This window comes from Paenibacillus sp. OV219, assembly GCF_900110075.1.
In the GTDB taxonomy this organism is placed as follows: Bacteria; Bacillota; Bacilli; order Paenibacillales; family Paenibacillaceae; genus Paenibacillus_Z.
In genome coordinates this window covers 141,108-162,332 of sequence record NZ_FOCJ01000009.1, presented here as the reverse complement: position 1 = coordinate 162,332, position 21,225 = coordinate 141,108, and the positions used below count along the sequence as shown (strand labels likewise).

Here is a 21,225-nt window from a genome sequence, read left to right as displayed (position 1 = left end):
CGAGCGGCGGACCTCCTTGATCGTGAAAGTGCCGAAGAGCTCCTTGATGGACTTCTTCGGCACTTTTATTGTGGTGGGCTTGGCAGTTCGCCGCACACCTCAAACCTTACTTCAATCCATAATAAGCCTTCCTCTTGAAGCACCGTGCTGTAGATATCATTTTGCGGGTAGAGTTCGAGGTTGATCTCCTGCGGCGTTCTAGCTTTACTAGTATCATCATGCATGTTACCAGTCGCCTCCCGAATGAACGGACTCACTTCACGATTACATTGCACCCATTTCAAGCCATGCAGCCGCAACTGCCTCAGCTAAGCCGCTAACCTGAGATAGATCCTGACCCCATACCGCCGTCAAACCTAGCAATGCTTCAGCCAGCTCAGCTGGTGAACCAGTATACTCCTGCCGTGACCAGCATGCAGCGAGTGCCTCTAGAACTGCAAGATCATCCTTCAGCTCGTAAGTGGTGCCTTCGAAAGTCCGCCCCCAGTAGCGGCCGTCCGCATCCGCCGACGCCTGGTAATACCGCAGCAGAGCCGCGAATCCGCACACCAGTCCCTGACGAGACGGATTGTGCAGCAGTGATGGTAATAGCCGCGCTTTGAATTTGCTGACACTGTTCATCGCAATCGCTTCAAGACGATGTTCGATGAACGGGTTCAGGAACCGCTCCAGCACGGAGTCCGCATAGCTGTGAAGCTCATCCTTCGCGGGCAGCGGCACAGCGGGAATGATCTCATCTATTACCGTACTCCGCACGAATGCGCCAAGCTCCCCATGCTCCATCACTTCGCGCACATGTGTCAGACCACGCAAGATTGATAACGGCGTCATCAACGTGTGCGCACCGTTCAACAGACGCACCTTGCGAAGCCGATAAGGCGTCAAGTCCGGAACCCACTGCACCTCAAGCCCTGCCTTGGCAAGCGGAAGCAAATGGTCCAGCTCCGGTTCGCCTTCAATAGCAAACAGATGATACGGCTCAGCCGTCACGAGCGCCGCATCTGAATAACCCCACTCAGCGAACCAGCCATCCGCCTCACGCTCAGGGTAGCCAGTAACAATGCGATCGACCAGTGTGTTCAGAAACCGGTTATGCGACGACACCCAAGCCTGAAACTCTACTGGCAATCCCCAGTCCTGCGCATATCGCAGCACGCATTCCCGTAGTAAATCCCCATTACCTTCAAGCAGCTCGCAAGGAAGCAGCAATAAGCCTTTTTCCGGTTCACTGCCGAACGTTACGTATCGCCGATAAAGCAGCAAAGCCAGCTTGCCCGGATAAGATAGCACCGGCGTCCCTTCCTCGTACCCTTCCGGCGTGTAGACGAGCCCCGCTTCCGTTGTGTTCGACACGACAACCTGAAGCTGCGGTTCCTCGCCAAGCGCGAGAAAAGCCTCCCATTCCGCATAAGGATCGATCATCCTCGAGAACACGGCAATCGTGTCTCTGCGCAGGGCTTGCTCCCCATGCTCGAAGCCGCGCGTGACGAGATTATAGATTCCTTGCTGGCTGCGAAGCTTATCCAGCTTCGCTCTGCCGCTCGGCCTCGGCTGGCACAGCGCGATGCTGCCGCTGTACAAGCCCTGCTGCCGCAGCACATGAATCATCCAATCGAAGTAGCCGCGCAGAAAGTTTCCCTCGCCAATTTGAACAATCGTGACAGGCGATTCCATCATCAAGTCGAACTGCTCCTGCTGCTCGCGTGTCAGGGAAGAACGACTAAGAGCATTTGTATTTGTATTTGCATTCACATTTGTATTCGCATTCGCGTTCATACGGACAGCCCTCTCTTATGAGCCGAATTAGAAACGGAAGTAGGTTTTCGCATTGTTATAGCAGACCGCTTGCACCATCTCACCTAGCGCTTCGATCTCATTCGGTGCTTCGCCATTCTCCACCCATTCACCGATCATATTACAGAAGATTCGGCGGAAATACTCATGCCGCGTATACGAGAGGAAGCTGCGCGAATCGGTCAGCATGCCGACAAAACGGCTCAGCAGCCCCATGTTCGCCAGCGATTTCAGCTGCTCCAGCATGCCATCCTTCGTATCATTGAACCACCATGCGGAGCCGAGCTGGATTTTGCCCGGAATGCCCCCGCCTTGGAAGCTCCCGATGAGCGAAGCGAGCACATTGTTATCCGATGGGTTCAACGAATAAAGAATCGTGCGCGGCAGCTTGTCGTTCTCATCCAAACGGCTGAGGAATCGTACAACCGGCACTGCAACTGGGCTGTCGCTGATCGAATCGAAGCCCGTGTCCGGGCCAAGCTGCGCGAACTTACGCGCATTGTTGTTGCGGTGTGCGTTCATATGCAGCTGCATCGACCAGCCGAGCTCAGCATACAGTTCACCTAAGAACACGAGCGTGTACGCCTTGTACTTGCGCTCTTCCTCGAGCGAGACGCCGCCACCTTGCAGTCCGCGTGCAAAGATTTCCGCCGCTTCCTCGCGCGTCGACTCTGCCCAAGGCATATAGTCAAGCCCATGATCGGACACTCTGCTGCCGACTTCATGGAAGTAACGCACCCGCTTCTCTAGCGCTTGAAGCAGATCCTCGTAGCTTGCAATGTTAATGTCAGCTGCCGCTCCCAGCTTGCCCATATATTCGATGAAAGTAGCGCGGTTAATTTCGAGCGCCTTATCCGGACGGAACGAAGGCAGCACTTGGAAGCCGAGGTCCTTCTCCTGAGATAGCAGCGCGTGATGCTCCAGCGAGTCGGCGGGATCATCTGTTGTACAGACAACCTCAACACCTGCATTTCGAATAAAATCACGCACCGCGAAGCCACCGCCCTGCAGCTTAGCGTTCGCTTTTTCCCAAATAATCGGCGCGTTCTTCTCGTTAATTAATTCTTCGATACCGAACAACCGACGCAGCTCCAGATGCGACCAGTGATAAAGCGGATTGCCGAGCGTCATCGGAACCGTGCGAGCATAGGCCAGGAACCTATCGTAATCGCTGACCCCTTCGCCCCCTGTGATATATTTTTCTTCAATGCCATTCGCTCGCATCGCGCGCCATTTATAGTGATCGCCGTACAGCCAAACCTCGGTGAGGTTGTTGTAGGCTTTATTCTCGTAGATGTCCTGCTGGCTCAGGTGGCAGTGATAGTCGATAATCGGCATGTCCTTCGCGTACTCGTGGTATAACTTCTGCGCCGTCTCACTATGTAGTAGAAAATCATCGTCCATAAAAGCTTTCATTACAGCTAGCACCGTCCCTTGTAATAGAGTCCATTCTCTTCTACAGCATAGCGCAATATTTGCGAGATTTCGTGACTAATCTTGCTTTTCCTCTTTCATAATTCACCGATCTTGCGCTAAAATCGAACTATACAGCCATTATGCAAAAGAGGTGCTCCAAGTGAGACTTATTGCAGATGAACCGCTCTCCTACGGGGATGAGGAGGGTGATTTCTTTATTCAACAGGTCCGCCGGACGAAGCCGTTTGAGCGGAACAACCACATTCATCGTACCTATGAAATTTACTATCAGGTGTCAGGGCAGCGGTATCACTTTATTGATGACCGATCTTATACGATTGCCGCCGGTGACCTCGTGTTCGTGAACAAACATGTCGTGCACAACTCTGCTGCGTTCGGACCGCTCGAGCATGAGCGCATCGTCATTAACTTCAGCGATGCTTTTCTCGGCGAGGGCCATCCGCTTCACCATCCGGCGCTCTTTGAGCCTTTCTCGGGTAATGCCCGCCTCCTGCGTTTGGGTTCCGAGGAGCAGCAGTTTGTCCACCAGCTTCTTGGCCGGATGGTCACGGAAACCGTGGAGCGTCGCCTCGGCTACGAGACTTACCTGCGCGTGCTGCTCACCGAGCTGCTGCTGTTTGCTGCTAGGCAACCCGTAGCGCAAGAAGAGCACAGCGGCAGCGGTTCAGCTACTGCGGCGGCTGTAAGTCCGCTCCAGCACAAAATATCCGAGGTCGTGCAGCACATCAATGAGCACTACGACACGAAGCTTGTTCTCGCCGATCTCGCGAAGCGCTTCTACATTAGCCCGTACTACCTCAGCCGCAGCTTCAAGACGATCACCGGCTTTACTTTGGTCGAGTACATCCATCTGACGCGGGTGCGCGAGGCGCAGCGACTGCTCAAGGAGACTGATCTTAAAGTGATCACGATCGCCGAGCAGACCGGCTTCGAGAATACCGGGCATTTTGATCGGATCTTCAAGAAAGTCGCGGGCACGACGCCGCTTGGATTTCGGAAGATGGGGCGGCAGGGGTGAAGGGCTGGGGTGGCTGACGAGTTAGCCCCGCTCTCAAGCAGCTTGCCGCCAACTGCCCTGTACCTTCTAACGATCTGCAGAATGCTTATTTTGCGAAAATCCCCCTGATCTGAGCGCTAACGAACTCAGGAAGCGTTAATGCAACGATTGTGCCCACTAATTACCCAAATTCCGCCCAATAACGCCGCTGGAGTTCGTTAGCCAATTTCCGATGCCATTTCTCGCCGAATAAGATCACTGGGATTCGTTAGCCGGAGCCATAGTCAAATACCCTGTGGTTTGTGTGCTTGCCCAGCCCTGTAGACTGCAAAAAAGGCAGACCCGGTGGCTGCCTTTCCCTTAACCCTATTCAAGCCCGCTGCACCGCAGCCTTCGTGCGGTACTCCATCGCCGAGATGCCTTCCATCTCGCGGAAGACGCGGTTGAACTGCTTTGCGCTCTCGAAGCCGACGCGCTCGCTGACTTCATAGACCTTGCAGTCCGCTTCCTCCAGCAGCAGCGCCTTTGCCTTCTCGATCCGCACTTTCTTCAGGTACGTGACGAAGCTCTCGCCCGTGAATTCCTTGAACGACTGGCTGAAATACGAGTAGTTCAGCGAGACGTGATTGGACACCATCGCCATGTTCAGGTCGCGGTGATAGTTCTCGTGAATGTAGCTGACCGCCTTCTTCATCTCTTTATGCTCCGCATGCACTGAGCGCAGGCTTCGCACGTAGTCACTCAGACGCAGCAGCAGATCCTCCACACCGTGAAAATAATCGTGAATCGTCTCAAAATTGTAGATGCTGCCGACCTTCTTGTAGATGCGCAATATCTCCACCGACTCTTCGCCGTAGCGGTTGAAGACGCTGTCGAAGACGAGCTCGTTCAGCTGCCTACTGATCTCCTCGATATACGCCATGTCATAACCAGCCAGCCTCTTCGCATCAAGCAGCTCCGTCAGAATAGCCTTCATTTCCTTATCTCGGTCGGTGCCAAGCATGTTGGCGAGCTTGCGAATCTCTTCGAGCGACACCTGACTCTCACCCGAGCGCTCCCTTCCCCGGTCAAACTGCAGCAGCAGCGGCTCCCCGCATGTCTGCAAGAATCCGTATCCGAGCGCTTCGCGCGCCTCCAGGTATGCCACTTTCACATCCCCTGCCGCATGCATCCTGCCGCTCATGCCAATCTGCCCAGCCATTTTATGCTTCTGCATGAATGCAACCAGCCGCTCCAGCGGTTGGGCAGACCCGCACAACATGACGAGCCGGTCATCCTTGTCTTTGAAATAAAACCAGATGCCCCCGCCAAGCTCAGCCGTAATATTCGCTTCAAGCTGCCCGGCCCGGCTGCCGCCAGCGCCCGCCAGCTTCAGAAGCCCAACAATGTATCCCCCAGAAGCTGCACCTCCGGCTCCTTCCCCGGCTCCCGCCGCCCCCGCAACAACAGCGCTCCAGCCTGCTTTCTCGCACCGCTCCGCAATCTCCGCCTCCGTCATATCCGGATGCAGGAAGATATAGTTCAGCTGGCTCGCCAGCAGCTCATCCCGATAATGATGCACCTCTTCAAGCCGTTCCGTCAGCTGCGCCTTGCGCGCAAGCTCCTGCTCAACCCGTACAAGCGAAGCGAATAGCTCATCCCGAACGATTGGCTTGAGCAAGTATTCCTTCACGTCGTACAGCATCGCTTCCTTCGCATATTGGAAATCATCATGTCCGCTCAAGATCATCATAACCGGCTTCCGCTCTAGCTCGAGTTCCTGCACTTCCCGAATCAGCGCCAGTCCGTCCATGCCCGGCATCCGAATATCGGTAATGACCAGTTCAATCCCACCTGCGCGGATGAGCTCCAACGCTTCTTCTCCCTCAGCCGCAAACTGAATCTGGTAGCTCGCCGGAAGTCCGCGCTCGATGATCGCCCGAAGTCCCAGCCGAATGTTTTTCTCGTCATCGACAATTAATAAGTTCCGCATGTCAGCTCAGCCCTCCGTTCCATATAAAATAAGGAATTCGCATAATGACACGCGTATACGCGCCTTCGCTGCTCTCCACATGCAAGCCGTACTCTTTGCCGTAGAACAGCTGGATTCGCTGATGTACGTTGCGCAGCCCGATGCCGCTGCCTTCGGTCTGATTCTCCTGCGCTGCAGCCACCTCTCCGTGACCGCCTCTGCCGACCCAGCCCACCTCTTCCCTTACAATCTTCCGATTCAGCTCCGCCGCCATCTCCGGTGTCATGCCGGTACCATTGTCAGCAATTTCAAGCACAATGCTCGTATCCGTCACAACCGCCGAAATCGTAATGACGAGGTTCCGCTCCTCTGACACTTTCCACTTCATGCCGTGCTTGACGGAGTTTTCGACGATCGGCTGCAACGACATTTTGAGCAACTCCTGCTCTAGGAAGTCTGGCGGCACATCAATTTGCAAATTCACCGTATTGTCGAACCGCACATTCATAATGGCAATGTAATTCGTAATATGACCCAGCTCATCCTTCAGCCGCACATACTCACTCGTCCATTTGAGGTTGTAGCGCATCATGCCGCCAAGCGAGGTAAGCGCATCAGAGATGACAGGCTGGTTCTCAATCTCCGCAAGCATCTTGATGTTCTCGAGCGTGTTATAGAGGAAATGCGAATCGATCTGATTCTTCAGCGTCCGCAGCTCCGCTTCCTTGGAAGCCGCCTGCTTCGTGACGGCATCGGCGATGAGCTCATTAATTTTTTTCAGCATCTTGCGAAAATGATGGGCCAGCTCTCCGACCTCGCCGCCCCCGCGAATCGTGAAGTCGAAGTTAAAGTCTCCCTGACGTACCCGCTTCATGAAGTCCGACAGCGTATGCAGCTTCTTCAAAATAATAGCGTTCAGGAAGTACGTCGAAATCGATAGAATAACGAGAAGCAGAATGTTGACGAAAATGATTTTGTTCCGCGATTTGTTAATGTCTGCGAACACGTTCTTCAGCGAAACGACATTAAACACGTAAGCGTCCAGCTTCTCAATATGAATATAGTTGCCGAGGAAAGGCGTGCCCTCCTGCTCAAACAAGAAATGTCCGCTGCCGCCCCCGGTTAGATGCTTGCTCAGCTCATGCTGGATGTCGCTCTCCGTTAAGCCGACACTACCGAGGAAGCTGCTTCCGGTGTTTCGGAACATTTTGCCCTCGCGGTCGATGATGAACATCTGGGACTGGTCTTCGCCTTGGCTCTGGTACACGTTCGGGAAGAAATTCGTCAGCAGCATATCGACCTGCATAATGCCGACATGCCTGCCGGCCGGATATTCGATCTCGCGCAGCAGGGACAGCTTCGGTCTCGATTCCTTCGCATCCGACACAATCGGACGGATCGGCTCCCGGTCCATGCGGTCGAAGTACCACAGCTCCGCACCGTTCAGCTCATTCACTTTCTTATACCAAGGTTCTGCCGACATGCGGCGCTCCAGCAGAATGACCGGCCATATCTCGTTAATCTGCTTATTGTTCGAGAACAGTCGAATATGCTCAATGTTCGGATTGTTGAACTGCAAGCGAAGAATGTTCGAGACGGCGGTTGTATCGAAGGCAATGAGCTCCGACGCATTCGGCTCACTCGTCCGCTCCAAGTAGTAGAGCACCTCTTTATCAGAGATTGACAGCTGCGCCGCCCGCTCCATCGTCTCGACGTTGTTGTTCAAATTGACGCGCTCGATCTCGAGCGTATTCTCATACTTCTTGATAATATCCTTCATGTAATTGTCCTTCAGCTCTTTGAAGATAAAGAAAGAGATGAAGAGCGTTGGCAGAAGGAGAATAAGAATATACGAGAAGAAGAGTCTCTTCTGAAGGGACAGCTGCTCCAGCTTGAATAGCATCTCTCGACTTGTCATTCGCAACCGATTTTTCATGCACATGCAACCGCCTTCAGAAGAGTTAGAGTAGGCCCAAGAAACGGGCATAAACAGCCGGCGGATAGTCCACCGGCTGTTCGTATAAGAGGAACACATGATTCTATTATTTCAGAAATTCTTTAAGCTTCGCTACATTTCCTTCATAGTGAGTCTGCTGGTACGCCTGAACTTTATCAAGACCGGCGTCGTTACGCTTGTCGAGGAATTCGGTGAACAGCTTGTCGAAGTCCGCATCTGATTTGCTCAAGATCAGCTTAGGCAATGTTTTGCCCCAAGTTTGAGCGATCTTCGTATTCGCAATGCCTTCCTCCGAGTTGCCCGTCGGGTCAATCTGGTCGAATTGCGAGAAGCTTGTCGTCTTGCCCTTCGTCCAATCTTCCATTTGCTTGGAAGGCTCAACGCTTGGCGGCGCCCATTGCAGGTTCATGTTCGTATCCATCAGCATCCAGAATGTATACGATGCACCGTATTTCTTATCAAACGCGGAGCGGTCCTTGTTCAGCAGCTCGAGTACCTCCGGCTTGAATGTTGCCTTGCCGTCTACTTCATCGTACGTCTCGCCAGGAATACCCATGTACAAGTCTTTGTTGCCTTCTTCACTGACGAGGTAGCTCAGGAACTTAATAGCTCTTGCTTTGTCTTTCACGTTCTTCGAGATGAGTGTTACCGTCCAGCCGGAGATGCCAGGGCCTGACAATGTTGGTGCATCTTGCGCTTCATCTGCAGGTCCGTCTACAGCGATGTACACCGAATTCGGGTCTTTCGCGTACAATGCATTCTGTTGAGCGGCAAAATCACTGCGTTGATACAGCATGGCGAAGTAACGGCCTTGCGCGATTTTCTCTTCCATTTGCGGACGTTTGTCGATGAAGATGTCCTTCGCGAGCAAGCCCATTTCATTCGCTTTGCGGAACGTCTTCAACCAGCTGAGATATTCAGCATCCGTGCGGCGGTCGTACAGCTTACCATCCTTCTCATACGGTACGGCTAGGAAGTTCTGCAGGTAACCTTCAAGCGAGTAGTTACCCGTCTCTGTAAATTCATGAAGGCCGAGCGGAATGAGCGGCTGTCCGTTCACTTCCGGGAACTTCTCTTTTGCCAGCTTCAGTGCATTCAGGAAGCCTTCCTTCGTGCGCATGTCTGGCTTGCCGAGTGCTTCGTACATATCTTTGCGAACGACGAATGTTTGGTTCGACGTGTAATCTCCAGAGAACTTCTCAAAATCCTTCGGCGACGACGAGGCGTTCGGATAACCGTAGAAGTTGCCGTCCGGCTGCGTGTACCACGATGTCTTCGCACCGTCTGCCACTTTGAAGAAGTACGGATCGTACTGCTCCGCCAGCTTGTTGAGCGGCTCTACCATTCCGCCTTCGATCATTTTCTTCACGCCGTCCTCATACCAGCCAAGCGTAATGAAGTCTGGCAGCGAGCCGGAAGCGATCATTGTGTTCAGCTTCTCATTCTCATTGCCTGCCGGCACGATAAAGTTGACGTTAACGCCGGTTTTCTTCGTAATGTATTGGGAAGTTGCATCTACGCCCCACTTATTCGGGAACCAGGAGAAGTTAAGGTACCAGTCGAACGTAATCGGCGACGTATCGGACTTCCAGCCCGGCTCGTCTGGGTTAGCTGCAGGCTTGTTGTCCGCTTTGGCATCGTTCGTAGCGGCTGCGTTACCGTCTGTTGTTGTATTGGCGGCTTTGTTGCTATTGTCGCTGTCGCTCGTATTCGCGGTGTTATTGCCATTGCTGCTCGAGCATGCTGCCATCGTGAAGACTAAAGCAAGTACCGACATGAAAGCAATGACGCGATGAAGCTTTCCTTTTCTCATGTGCTCTTCCCCTTTGCTTCGCTTATTATAAGGTCATCCCCGGTGTAAACGCTACCAGCTCTGACGAAAAACCAACTTTGGAAGCAGCTGATCAGCCCTTGATCGAACCGATCATCAGCCCTTTGACAAAATATTTCTGCAAGAACGGGTACACCAGTACGATCGGCAGCGTGGTCACGACCATCGTTGCGAGCTTGATCGACTGCGAGGTGACACTCTTCGTAATGCCTCCCGGCATCGCCGCCATCATCAGGTTGGAGCTCGACTGGGCGATAACGCGGTACAGGAATGTCTGGATCGGCTGCAGATCCATGTTGTTGATGAAGATCATCCCTGTAAAATAATCATTCCACTGGTACACGCCATGGAACAGCGCGATCGTTGCAATGACCGGCATCGAGACCGGGATGATGACCCGCATGAAGATGGAGAAATCGTTGGCACCGTCAATCTTCGCCGCTTCCACTAGGCCTGAAGGAATCTCCCGGAAGAATGCCAGGAAGATGATCAGATCGAAGAAATTAAACATCGCGGGAATGATATACACGAGAAAATTGTCCAGCAGATGAAGATCACGAATGAGCAGGTAGTACGGAATAAGGCCGCCGCTGAAAATCATCGTGATCGTTCCGATTACCATGTACAATTTGCGCCCGATGAGTTCATTTCTTGAGAGAGCATAGGCGACCATTGCGGTGAAGAAGACGTGTAGCACCGTTCCTACGACGGTCTTGGCGACCGTAATGCCCATCGCCGTCATAATGCCGGGGTTAACAAACACCGCATGGAAGCTGTCGAAGCTGAACACCCGCGGCCACCAGTAGATGCCGCCGCGCATCGCATCCTGTCCTTCATTGAAGGCGTTAACGAGCACGTACCAGATCGGATAGATTGTAATGAAGCAGATCACCAGCATGCCGAAGGCGTTGCCAGCATCAAAAATCGCTTCGCCGGGAGTTCTTCGTTTGAGCAGATGCATCGTTAGTAAGGCCTCCTATTACCGTTAGAATAGCGACGTATCGTTCAGCTTCCTCGACACTTGATTCGCCGTCAGCAGCAGGAGGAGCGCGATAACCGATTTGATTAGCCCGACTGCGGCGGAGTAGGAATATCGGCTGCTCAGAATGCCTGTCTGGTAGACGTAGACGTCGATTACGTTGCTGGCGCTCTCATTGAGCGAGTTGCGCAGCACGAGAATTTGATCGAAGTTCGAGTTCAGAATACCGCTCACCGCGAGGATGAACAGAATTGTAATCGTGCCATTGATGCTCGGCAGGGTGACGAACCACATTTTCTGGAATCGACCTGCACCGTCGATTGTGGCTGCTTCGTACATTTCCGGCGATACGCCCGCGATTGCCGCAAGGTAGATGATCGCTGACCAGCCAAGCTCTTTCCATATATCCGAGGTGATGACGATCGACCAGAAGTAGCTCGGCTCCGCCAAGTAGCTGATCGGCTCATCAATGAATCCGAGCGCCATGAGCAGGTGGTTGATAATGCCGACATCGGCGAGCCATGTCGTCAGGATGCCGCCGAGGATAACCCATGACAGAAAGTGCGGCAGGTACGAGATGGTCTGCACCATCTTCTTAAGCTTGAGTGAACGAAGCTCGTTAAGGAACAGCGCGAAAATGATCGGCAGCGGGAACGAGATGGCCAGCTTGATGACGCTCATGCCGACCGTGTTCCAGATGACCCCAGGCAGCTCATCATCGTCGAGAAACTCGCGGAAGTTATCAAGCCCGACCCAAGGCGCATCGTGCACCGAGTGGATAATGTTGTAATTTTTGAAGGCGATAATGACGCTATACATCGGAATGTAGTTAAAAATAACCATCCACGCCACACCGAGCAGCGCCATCACCTGCAAATACTTCTGGCCAGCTAGCTTGCGGACCAGCTTCAGCGCCTTGTCCTTCCGGCTAACCGGCAGTTGCTGTTTGGCAGACAGTTCATAACTCAAATCGGCACTCATGCTGGCAGACCTCCAAGAGCTTGATGATGAACTAATGAGTTCAAAATGATGACGAACACACAATGTAAGCACTTACAAACTTGCATGTGTTCATTGTAAGCTGACGAGAGGTGGCAATATAAGGTCTCAAATTTTGCTTCGTGGCGCAAAATTTCGGGTGAGGTGGTATGTGCGGCATGCCGGGACGGAAAAACCCGGGCTTCCTCTCACAACAAAAAGCACCTGAAGAAGGCCTATAAGGCTTCTTCCAGGTGCTTCCCGAAGATTTTAACAGCTTCTGCGTCCTACTCCTACTTCCTTCCCAGCGCTTGCCGAATGCTGATCTCCACCGGGGAATAATCGTCTTGGCTCTCACGGTTGAAATTCATCCGCTCCTTCAGCGGTGTCTTCTGGTTGCACATGAAGCGGGGGCTGCCGGAGTGATTTTGGGACGCCGCGTGATACAAGAACGGATGGCACAAGATGATGTCGCCTGGCGAAGCACTCGTTTCTGCGACACGAAGTTTGAAGCCGTCGGTATCAACATGCCATTCATCCATGAATCGTTTGATTCGATCGGGATCGTCTTCTCCCGTTCCCGTCAGGCCGGTGAGCTCCGACAAATACGGATGCTCTGCGTTCAGCATGTCGATGCCCTCCTGCGGCTCGAGCCCCTCCGGATGCTTCTCCAGAAATTTCGCCACGACCTTGTGAGAGCCTTCTATGATCAACGTTCCGCCGCCATGCGGCCTGATTTCTGAAAAGATGCACAAGCACAACAGTCCTTGATCGGGACTGTTGACGTAATGGCGAAAATGGCCGCCGTCCCAATGCCAGCCGCTCGTCGGTACGGTCCACGGACGATCAGCGCCAAGCGCGAAATTGACCGGCCACCAGCCCCACGTGGCGACGACCTCTTCCTTCCCGTAGACACCACGGTCGATCCAGCGTCCATGTCCGGTCAAGTCTTCGATCGCATCCGCCATCCGCTCCGTGTTGCAGCGGTCAAAGGCGCCGCCGTTGTAGGCCTCCCGCAAGTTGTACATCGGCTGCTGCCACGTCGAGCGGTCGCTCCGCTCAACACCGAACCGACTCAGCTTCTCCCATATGAATTGCTGACATTCCAGCGCCAGTTCACGCGGGAACGCTTCCTCGACCTTCACCCAGCCGAATTCGATGAAATGCTCGATTTGTTCCTTTGATAACGTCTTGTTGTCCACCTTATAACCTGCTTTCCGTTCGAAATATGAAGAGAAGCCCGTGCCGAAAGCAGCACTGGCTTCCCACCTTATCGCCTTACTGTCCCTTCGCTGCGCGCCACGCATCGAGCTGTTTCTGCTCTTCGACAATGACTTTGTCGATGCCGGTCGCTTTCAGCTTATCGATGTATTTCGGCAAGTACACGTTCGGATCGAGCGTACCGGTGTTGAGACCCGAATTGAACTCTTTGCCGACGTTTGCGATTGCGGCCGTCTCCGTCTTCACGTTCGTCGGATCGAACACGAAGCCGAGCAAAGCGTCGTTCTTCGCTGCTTTGTTGAAGTCCTTGAACTTCTGCCACTTCTGCGGATCTTCGTTCGTCCACAGGTAGTCATTGAATTGGTTGCCGAACAGCCAAGGCTGATTCAGGTTGTAGCCCGATGTTTGGGCCGTTATGCCGTCGGCGAAGTCGATTGTGTTCTCGCCCGCCTTCTTAAAGTGCTTGCCTTCGATGCCGAACGCGATCAGATTGACCAAGTATTTATCCGTGTACAGTAAATTCAAGAACATCATGGCGCGCGCAGGATCCTTGGACGTTCTGGAAATCGACGTCATGGCGCCTTGCGTATCGCCGGTGCCGATGATAGGCTGCGTCAGCTCGACCTGCACCCATTTCACGCCTGTTTGCGTGCTGACTTCGGCGTCTTTGCCCGGCTTCAGCTGCTCTGGATACGCGAATGCCTTGCCTGCTTTCAGACCGCCGCTCAAGTCTTGAAGCGTCGCCGCGTCTTTATTGACGTAGCCTTTTTGGTACCACTTGTGAATCAGGTCGTAGCCGGCTTTCGCCTCCGGCGTTTCCAGACCGTTGATCAGCTTGAAATCCGATTGGCCGAGAGGAAGCGTGCCGGCGGCACCGTCGTAGTGATCGAAATGGTTGGAATTCCATACGTTGAGCAGCGATATATCTTTGTTCAGGTAGAATGGCGTTACCCCCGGTTCATTCTCCTCGATCATGTCGTAGTACGGCTCGAGATCTTCCAGCGTCTTGATTGTCGTAATGTCGATTTTGTATTTATCCACGAGGTCTTTACGGAGCATGATACCCCATTGGGTCGCCATTTCCTTGTTCGTCGGCATGCCGAAGTTTTTGCCGTTCACTTTGGAGCCTTCGAGAAGCGCGGGCTCGATGACCCCTTTCGCTTCCTGGGCGTACTGGTCGATCAGATCCGTCATGTCAATGATGTTGCCTTGGGATATCTTCGTCGTGAAGCCGTTCCAGTTCGCCGTGTACAGTAAGTCGAACGGTTCGCTGGACGCGAATTTCAGGTTCATTTTGTCGTCCCAGCTTCCCCAGTCAATGACTTCGAGATCAAAGGATGCATTAATTTTGTCTTTCAAATAGTTGCTGACTTCCTCGTTGACCATTTCCTGATCCTTCTGGGCTGCTGCGCCAGGGACGAACCATTTGATCGTGTACGGCTCCAGCTTGGACGCATCGGAGCCGTTGCTTGCGGCAGCCTCGTTCGTGCTGCTGTTGTTCGCTGCGTTATCTTTTGCCTCGTTTGTCTCCTTCGTCGCCGCATTCGCGCCGCTGGAATTGGCGTTGCCGTTCGCGCCGGAATTATCGTTGTTTCCGCAGCCCGCAAGCAGCGTAGACACCGCGAAAGCAGTCGCTAAGGCGGTCAGGCTTTTTCTCTTTAAGCTTTTCATATAATACCTCCCGTTTTTTGTAGATGAAGATGTAATTGTATAATTGCTAACCGGTCAAACCGGGATTAGCCCTTCACTGCACCGACTGTCAAGCCGGCGACAAAATAACGCTGGAAGAACGGATACGCAAGCACGATCGGTCCCATGCCGACGATGCACATCGCCATCCTGACCGTTTCGCTCGGAATCTTGGCGATCTCCTCCGCGCCGATAGACGAACTGCTCTGGGCGTTGGATTGCAGAAACTGCAGATTGCGCATAACCTTGTACATCATGTACTGGAGATTGACCATTTTGTCGTTATTGATGTAGACAAGGCTGTTGAACCAGTCGTTCCAGTAACCGAGCGTATAGAATAGCCCGACCGTCGCCATGACCGGAAGCGACAGCGGAAGCACGATGCCGAAGAAGATTCGGAACTCGCCTGCGCCATCGATCTGCGCGGACTCCAGAATTGACGGATGAATGGTCTGCTGGAAGAAGGTTCTCGTCGTCAGGACGAGGAACGCGCTCATGAGCAAGCCAGGCACAATAAGCGCGAACAATGTATCCTTCAAGTGGAAGATGTACGTATAGACCAGATAGCTCGGAACGAGGCCGCCTCCGAAGATCATCGTGAAGAAGATGAAGAAGGAGAAGAAGCCGCGGAATTGAAAATCGGTACGCGACAGCGGATACGCATACAAGGCCGTCATCAGCATGCCGGTCAAGCTGCCGATGACCGTCGTGGCGATCGAGATGCCGTAACCGGCCAGAATCTTGTGCATATCAAATCCGAGATAGTGATAGGCGGAAAGGCTCCATTCTCTCGGTATAAGCGCGTAGCCATGAAGCGTGATCGACGTCTCGTCGGACAAGGAAGCGGAAATGACCAGCAGAATCGGAAGCAGGCAGACGATGCTGTAGAGAATGAAAATCACGTTGATGACCATATTGGAGCCGGCCGAGATGGAGTTGATGCGCTTGGCCGCCGGTTTGGAGACGGCAGCCGCCGCTGCCGGTGCTTGTGCAGTCGTCGTATTCATTGCGGATGTCGCTCCTTTCTAGAATAAAGCGCTCTCACGATTGAACTTGCGGACAATTAGGTTGACCGATAAGACGAGCACAAACCCAACTGCCGATTGGTATAAGCCCGCCGCAGAGGACATGCCGATGTCTCCCAAGGAAAGCAGCGCGCGATACACATACGTATCGATAACGTTGGTCGTCGGATAGAGCGAGCCTGAATCGAGTGGAACTTGATAGAACAAGCCGAAGTCAGCGTTCAAGATGTGCCCGACCGCCATCAGCGTAAGAATGATAATAATCGGACGGATTTGAGGGAGCGTGATGCTGACGACCTGACGCCATTTGGACGCACCATCGATGAGAGCCGCTTCGTAATATTCGTTGTCAATGCCGATGACCGCGGCCAAATAGATAATTGTGGAGTATCCGATGTTCTTCCAGATGTAGACGAGCGGCAGGATGAATGGCCAATACTTCGGCTCGTTGTACCATGCGATCGAATCAATGCCCAGGGGGGCGAGAATATGCGTATTCACGAAGCCGTATTCCACGCTCAACATGGAATAGCCCAAATACCCAACAACGACCGCCGAGAGGAAGTAAGGTAAGAACATAATGTTCTGATAGAATCTGGCGGCAAGCCGATTCCGCAGTTCGTTGAGCATGATCGCGAAGGTCACGGCGATAACCGGCGTAATGGTGATGAACAGCGCGTTGTATAGCACCGTGTTGCGCGTGATGATCCAGGCGTCCGACGACTTGAAGAGAAACTTAAAGTTGTCGAAGCCGACCCACGGGCTGGTAAACCACCAGTTGTGCAGAGACATTTTGACGCTTTTGAAAGCGATTAGCGTGCCAAACATCGGCAAATAGTTATTGATAAGCAAGTAGAGCGTTCCGGGAAGCATCATCAGCAGCAAGTAGCGATTCTTGATAAGCTTGCGGCGGAACGAGATCCGGTTCTTCTTCAATTCCATGCTCAGTACAATCACCTCTTGTTTATTTCGACATCAATTCCGTTCTTAAGCCTATTGTAGGGAAAGAGTGGCCGAGTCAGATATGAATAGAAATGACAAAGATGACGTTATTATGACAAACCCCCGCCAAGTGGCTTGGCTGGGGGTTTGAAGGTGACTTCGTGGGGACGGCGGGATTCCGACTGTAAGCGGCAGCCGACTCAGCCCACTATTCCTTGATAGCGCTTGCGATACTCTTGAGGGGTAATGCCCACCGTCTTCTTGAACACCTTTCCGAAGTAAGAGAAGTTCTCGTAGCCCAGTGCACCGCCGATGTCGCTAATTTTCCGGTGCGTTTCCGTCAGTAAAATTTTCGCCTGGTTGATTTTGGCCAGAATAATGAAATCCATCAGTGACTGGCCTGTCTCCTTCTTGAACAGCCGCGACAGATACGCGGAATTCAAATAAACATGTGCGGCGATATCCTCCCGGTTAACGTCCCGGATATGTTCCTGAATGTACTTCTTTATCTTCTCGATGTTGGCGCGGTGATCGCCCTCATGCTGGCTGTAGTACTCCATGCCTGCCGTGAGCATCCGTTCCACCCAGCTCCTCAGCCTGGCAAGCGAGCGTGTGGCGGAGCCTTCACCACCGAGCAGCTTGGCACCGACCACTTCTTTGGCCGACCAGCCTTTCCGGTGAGAAACATGATAGACCATATGCAGCAACAAATAATAGACCGCTTCCAGCGACTCGTGCGTGACCGTCTGCGCGGCAAGCTCCTTGAACGCCGCGTTCACCCGCTCCATTAGCTCCGTTTTCTTGCCCGCCTCGAACAGCACGGTCCATTCCGCCCAATCGATATCGGTTGGCGCCTGCACCTGCCGCCGGCTGCTCCGCTCGAAGCCGACATCCCGCAGGAACAGCACCGATTCCGACGTCGCCACGTTGCTTTGCTCCATCTCCAGCAGGGCATGGTACGTCTCCGCTAAGCCGCCGATAGGCGCCTGTTCGCCGATATAACAGGACAAGCGGCAGTAGAAGTATTCGGACGACGCCCGCATGTAAGCCTGGCACACGTCCGCGAGCTCACGCCCTTCCGGCGCATGCTCATCCTCGTACAGCAGCACGAACTGAATGCCTCCAGAGTCCCGGATGACCGCTCCGCGGCGAGCAATCAGAAACATCTCCTCGGCGCTCTTGAGCAGCGCGTACTCCAGAATCTCCTCATCCCGTTTGCTGAACGCTTCGCGGAATTCCTCGACGCTGAGCAGAATCGGTCTGACCCGCGTATCCGGCGTGATCGGCAGCCCGTACGCCGCGATGGCCTGCGCAAGGCGCTCCTTGGTAGGCATGACGCGCGATTCCAGCATGTCACGACAGAACTTCTCCCAGAGGAGCGGCTTCTGCGTTTCCCACAGCTGAGCGTATTTCTCATAGCGCTCCGAGTAGTCTCGCCTATCTCGCTCCTGCTGCAGCTTCTCGCATGCCCGCGAGACGACCTCGGCGATCTGCTTATGCTTAACCGGCTTCAGCAAATAATCGAAGCCGCCTAACTGGATGGCTTGCTGCGCATAGGCAAAATTGGCATGCCCGGTGAAGAATATGGTCAGCGTGCCCGGCTTATGCTCATTCACCCACTCGAGCAATTGCAGTCCGTTGCTGCCGGGCATTTCGATGTCGCACACAATAATATCGATGGGGTTCGCGTTCAGCTGCTCCTTGGCCGAGCCGACGCCGTAAGCGCTAAACAAGCCGGTCACGCCGATGGACTCCCAGTCGATACAATTCAAGATCGCTTCCACGGCATACTTCTCATCATCGACGACGAGCAAATTATACATCGCTGTCTCCTCCTTCGTTATCCCGTTCCGCGGGCAACCGAATGCGAATGACTGTGCCTTCTTGCTCTCCGGCGGAGAAGCAGAACTCCGCCCGTTCTCCGTAAATCATGCCAAGCCTGCGTCTGACGTTCCAGATGCCGAGCCCGCCAGCCCCCTGTTCCCCACCGTCGGCGGTGATGCCGGCTTGCAGCTGCCGCAGCTTCTCTGGTGGAACTCCAAGGCCGTTGTCGGTAATGACAATCTCGCAGCCGCCGCTGCCGTCGTCCGGCGGTTTGACCTCAATCGATATCACATAAAGCCTTTCACCCTCCGGCATGCCGTGAATGACAGCGTTCTCAATAAACGGCTGAATGGTGAGCGGTGGCAAGTAATAGCCGGCATAGCTTGCTGGAACGTTCACCTCGTAAGCCAGCTTATCGGGAAAACGCAGCTTCTGGATTTCCAAGTAGTTGGAGATGTGGTCGATTTCTTCCGAAATCGTGATGAATTCACGATGTGCCCGCGTAATGAAGCGGAAGTAATCCGCGAGATGCTCGGTCATCTTCTCGACCAGATCATTCTTGCGAAGGGAGGAGAGGCTGTAGATGATGTTCAGCGAATTCAGGTAGAAATGCGGATTGATCTGCGCTTGCAAATGCTTGAACTCGGCCTCCTGCTTCTTCAGCATGCCTTCGTAGATATCGATTTTGAGTCGGCTGATCTGTCCGACCATGCCATTGAACGTATCGATGAGGAAGGCGAACTCGAACGACGACCCTTCCTTCAGCCGGACACTGAGATCACCGTGCATGATCCGCCTCATGCCGGACATGAGCGCTTGCATCGGCTTCAGAAGCGTTCGCTTCAGGAAGAACGAGTAGAACAGAATGACGACCAAGCCCAGAACAGGAACCAAATATATTGCCCATTGGAAGTAGAACAGCTGCTTCAACAAGCTGTTCTCAGGCACGATGGCAATCATGTGCACCGGGGCTTGCGCGAACCCGGCACTGACTGCCAAGTATTCGACGCCGTTTGCGCGATTGAATTTGCGGTACGCTTCGTTACCGGGCTTCTTCAAGCTGTGCTCGATGTTCTCGACGTCCTCGCCTGTCAGCGTTGTGGCCGTGAGCGGCACGCCTGCACTGGATACGAGCAGCTCTTCTAGCCCGGAGTCGAGCGGTGCCGCGTTCAGCTCGTCGATCAGCATCTCTGCATTGATCAAGGCGCCTACGTAGATCGCGTTGTCGGCCACCTGCTCGATACGGACAAAGTAATTGGTATCCTGCGTCTGGATGATATCCCACTCATGCACCTTCCGGTGCTCCTTGTCGGCCATGTACGCGTCCAGTACTTGATGGTAACGTTCGATTTCCGAATACGAACGCTGGGAGGATATGAGCCGGCTCGGTTTATCCAGATAGACGAAGAACGTGTCGACTTCCTTGTACGCTCCATAGTCCTGGTCGAACGAAGTGAGCAAGGATTGCTTGGCGAAGAAATAGTCTCCGCTGTCCTCCGGATACGATGAGAGCGCTAACAAATTCGGGTATGAGGTGTTGTTGGTCACTTGCCTGAGCAGATAGCTGACCGTCTGGCCCAAGGCAATGTCCTTCTTCGCCGCCTGCGTGGAGATCAAATTACTGTTGGATTGCGACACCTGTTCCCGCACAACGTTCATCGCGTAATAGTTGTTATAGAAAAGAAACAAAATCAGGGGTACGGTGACGATAATGAATCCGATAAAAAATTTATATCGCAGCGTACGCTTTTTCTGGACCATGATGATCACCCCGAACCTCCGTATCTTTCTACTAACTTACAAATTTTTCTATAAGCATAGAGTAGCACTCCTGTTTGGAAAAAAACAGTAGCCTTCCTTGCTTAGTGAAGGATGGCGAAAAGCGTTCTCGAGCAAAAAAGACGACCTTTAGCGCTCGAAGGTCGTCCTTGGAAAAAGCGAGCTATCCATGACAGAATTCGCTGCTTACGCGTCTGAAAGACTCTCAGTTGTGGTACTCTGCACATGGAGTGCGACTTTACAGCGGGCTCATCAAGCTCTCCAGCCGCTCCTTGACCGATGGCCATTCGCGGTCGAGGATGCTGTAGTAGACCGAGTCGCGGATGATGCCGCTTGGCAGGATCATGTGGTTGCGCAGCACGCCTTCCTTCACCGCGCCGAGCCGCTCGATCGCCCGCTGCGATCTGATGTTGCGCAGGTCGGTCTTCAGCTGGACGCGGATCGTTCCTAGCGTTTCGAAGCAATGCTTCAGCAGCAAATATTTGCATTCCGTGTTCACACTCGTACGCCATACCGATGGCGTCAGCCATGTTGAGCCGATCTCGAGGCCGCGGTTGGCTACGGAGATATCGAACATCCGCGTGCTGCCGAGGACAGCTCCGGTTGCGCGGTCTTTAATGACAAAACGCACATCTCCCTGCCCGCTGAGCGCTTTCTCCACGTATGCTTTGGCGTCATCAAGCGTTGCAATCGTACCCTGTGTCACTTCCCAAATTTCCGGGTATCGTCCGGCCTCGTACAATCCTTCAACATGCCTGGAATTCATAGGCACAAGCTCGACCCGGTTGCCTGTCAGTACAATAGGTTTCACGTCCATCTCT

Annotated in this window: 16 protein-coding genes; 1 reads left to right on the top strand and 15 read right to left on the bottom strand. The window is 53.4% G+C overall.

Features of this window, described 5'->3' with window-relative positions:
* Positions 1–65: 65 nt before the first annotated feature.
* From BMY11_RS28975 to uxaC, 3 genes are read right to left on the bottom strand one after another with little or no spacing between them, the layout of a single operon-like run.
* On the bottom strand, positions 66–224 hold the full coding sequence (locus tag BMY11_RS28975) for a hypothetical protein (protein WP_177182759.1): 159 nt from the start codon (positions 222–224) through the stop codon (positions 66–68).
* Positions 225–264: 40 nt separating this feature from the next.
* Positions 265–1,776, bottom strand: a complete 1,512-nt coding sequence (locus BMY11_RS21485; protein WP_090581101.1) for a tagaturonate reductase — start codon at positions 1,774–1,776, stop codon at positions 265–267.
* A gap of 27 nt (positions 1,777–1,803) precedes the next feature.
* A complete protein-coding gene (uxaC, locus tag BMY11_RS21480; RefSeq protein ID WP_090581098.1) occupies positions 1,804–3,210 on the bottom strand; it encodes a glucuronate isomerase in 1,407 nt (468 codons plus the stop codon).
* A 160-nt stretch (positions 3,211–3,370) separates the two neighbouring features.
* On the opposite strand from uxaC, the gene BMY11_RS21475 reads away from it, so the two are divergent.
* Complete coding sequence (locus BMY11_RS21475; protein ID WP_177182758.1) at positions 3,371–4,249, top strand: helix-turn-helix domain-containing protein; 879 nt, start codon at positions 3,371–3,373, stop codon at positions 4,247–4,249.
* A 349-nt stretch (positions 4,250–4,598) separates the two neighbouring features.
* Here BMY11_RS21475 and BMY11_RS21470 read toward each other — a convergent pair whose 3' ends face one another.
* The 12 genes from BMY11_RS21470 to BMY11_RS21415 all read right to left on the bottom strand — a co-directional run bounded on the left by BMY11_RS21470 (position 4,599) and on the right by BMY11_RS21415 (position 21,221).
* Complete coding sequence (locus BMY11_RS21470) at positions 4,599–6,200, bottom strand: response regulator transcription factor (protein WP_090581094.1); 1,602 nt, start codon at positions 6,198–6,200, stop codon at positions 4,599–4,601.
* 1 nt (position 6,201) lies between these two features.
* Positions 6,202–8,115 carry a sensor histidine kinase gene (locus tag BMY11_RS21465; RefSeq protein ID WP_256217685.1) on the bottom strand — a complete coding sequence of 638 codons (1,914 nt, stop codon included), beginning with the start codon at positions 8,113–8,115 and terminating at the stop codon, positions 6,202–6,204.
* Between the two features lie 106 nt (positions 8,116–8,221).
* On the bottom strand, positions 8,222–9,949 hold the full coding sequence (locus tag BMY11_RS21460; RefSeq protein WP_256217684.1) for a type 2 periplasmic-binding domain-containing protein: 1,728 nt from the start codon (positions 9,947–9,949) through the stop codon (positions 8,222–8,224).
* A gap of 91 nt (positions 9,950–10,040) precedes the next feature.
* Entirely contained in the window at positions 10,041–10,928 is an 888-nt protein-coding gene (locus BMY11_RS21455; RefSeq protein WP_090581088.1) for a carbohydrate ABC transporter permease, read from the bottom strand.
* Positions 10,929–10,952: 24 nt separating this feature from the next.
* Positions 10,953–11,927, bottom strand: coding sequence for an ABC transporter permease (locus BMY11_RS21450; RefSeq protein WP_090581085.1), 975 nt, complete (start codon positions 11,925–11,927; stop codon positions 10,953–10,955).
* 290 nt (positions 11,928–12,217) lie between these two features.
* On the bottom strand, positions 12,218–13,126 hold the full coding sequence (locus BMY11_RS21445; RefSeq protein ID WP_177182757.1) for a phytanoyl-CoA dioxygenase family protein: 909 nt from the start codon (positions 13,124–13,126) through the stop codon (positions 12,218–12,220).
* A 76-nt stretch (positions 13,127–13,202) separates the two neighbouring features.
* Positions 13,203–14,816 carry an ABC transporter substrate-binding protein gene (locus BMY11_RS21440; RefSeq protein ID WP_090581079.1) on the bottom strand — a complete coding sequence of 538 codons (1,614 nt, stop codon included), beginning with the start codon at positions 14,814–14,816 and terminating at the stop codon, positions 13,203–13,205.
* Positions 14,817–14,881: 65 nt separating this feature from the next.
* Positions 14,882–15,841 carry a carbohydrate ABC transporter permease gene (locus BMY11_RS21435; protein WP_090581076.1) on the bottom strand — a complete coding sequence of 320 codons (960 nt, stop codon included), beginning with the start codon at positions 15,839–15,841 and terminating at the stop codon, positions 14,882–14,884.
* A gap of 18 nt (positions 15,842–15,859) precedes the next feature.
* Positions 15,860–16,801: an ABC transporter permease gene (locus BMY11_RS21430; RefSeq protein WP_256217683.1), complete on the bottom strand. Its 942-nt coding sequence runs from the start codon at positions 16,799–16,801 to the stop codon at positions 15,860–15,862.
* Between the two features lie 200 nt (positions 16,802–17,001).
* On the bottom strand, positions 17,002–18,624 hold the full coding sequence (locus BMY11_RS21425) for a response regulator transcription factor (protein ID WP_090581073.1): 1,623 nt from the start codon (positions 18,622–18,624) through the stop codon (positions 17,002–17,004).
* Positions 18,617–20,386, bottom strand: coding sequence for a sensor histidine kinase (locus BMY11_RS21420; RefSeq protein WP_143069323.1), 1,770 nt, complete (start codon positions 20,384–20,386; stop codon positions 18,617–18,619). Before BMY11_RS21420 ends, BMY11_RS21425 begins: the two co-directional genes overlap by 8 nt.
* A gap of 256 nt (positions 20,387–20,642) precedes the next feature.
* Entirely contained in the window at positions 20,643–21,221 is a 579-nt protein-coding gene (locus BMY11_RS21415) for a GNAT family N-acetyltransferase (RefSeq protein ID WP_090581068.1), read from the bottom strand.
* Positions 21,222–21,225: the final 4 nt, after the last annotated feature.

What these genes read in the sequence shown, in the direction of transcription:
- BMY11_RS21435 (WP_090581076.1), bottom strand. Translation starts at nt 15,841, where the DNA reads ATGAATACGACGACTGCACAAGCACCGGCAGCGGCGGCTGCCGTCTCC.
- BMY11_RS21430 (WP_256217683.1), bottom strand. Translation starts at nt 16,801, where the DNA reads ATGGAATTGAAGAAGAACCGGATCTCGTTCCGCCGCAAGCTTATCAAG.
- uxaC (WP_090581098.1), bottom strand. Translation starts at nt 3,210, where the DNA reads ATGAAAGCTTTTATGGACGATGATTTTCTACTACATAGTGAGACGGCG.
- BMY11_RS21485 (WP_090581101.1), bottom strand. Translation starts at nt 1,776, where the DNA reads ATGAACGCGAATGCGAATACAAATGTGAATGCAAATACAAATACAAAT.
- BMY11_RS21455 (WP_090581088.1), bottom strand. Translation starts at nt 10,928, where the DNA reads ATGCATCTGCTCAAACGAAGAACTCCCGGCGAAGCGATTTTTGATGCT.
- BMY11_RS21425 (WP_090581073.1), bottom strand. Translation starts at nt 18,624, where the DNA reads ATGTATAATTTGCTCGTCGTCGATGATGAGAAGTATGCCGTGGAAGCG.
- BMY11_RS21465 (WP_256217685.1), bottom strand. Translation starts at nt 8,115, where the DNA reads ATGAAAAATCGGTTGCGAATGACAAGTCGAGAGATGCTATTCAAGCTG.
- BMY11_RS21420 (WP_143069323.1), bottom strand. Translation starts at nt 20,386, where the DNA reads ATGGTCCAGAAAAAGCGTACGCTGCGATATAAATTTTTTATCGGATTC.
- BMY11_RS21470 (WP_090581094.1), bottom strand. Translation starts at nt 6,200, where the DNA reads ATGCGGAACTTATTAATTGTCGATGACGAGAAAAACATTCGGCTGGGA.
- BMY11_RS21415 (WP_090581068.1), bottom strand. Translation starts at nt 21,221, where the DNA reads ATGGACGTGAAACCTATTGTACTGACAGGCAACCGGGTCGAGCTTGTG.
- BMY11_RS21440 (WP_090581079.1), bottom strand. Translation starts at nt 14,816, where the DNA reads ATGAAAAGCTTAAAGAGAAAAAGCCTGACCGCCTTAGCGACTGCTTTC.
- BMY11_RS28975 (WP_177182759.1), bottom strand. Translation starts at nt 224, where the DNA reads ATGCATGATGATACTAGTAAAGCTAGAACGCCGCAGGAGATCAACCTC.
- BMY11_RS21450 (WP_090581085.1), bottom strand. Translation starts at nt 11,927, where the DNA reads ATGAGTGCCGATTTGAGTTATGAACTGTCTGCCAAACAGCAACTGCCG.
- BMY11_RS21460 (WP_256217684.1), bottom strand. Translation starts at nt 9,949, where the DNA reads ATGAGAAAAGGAAAGCTTCATCGCGTCATTGCTTTCATGTCGGTACTT.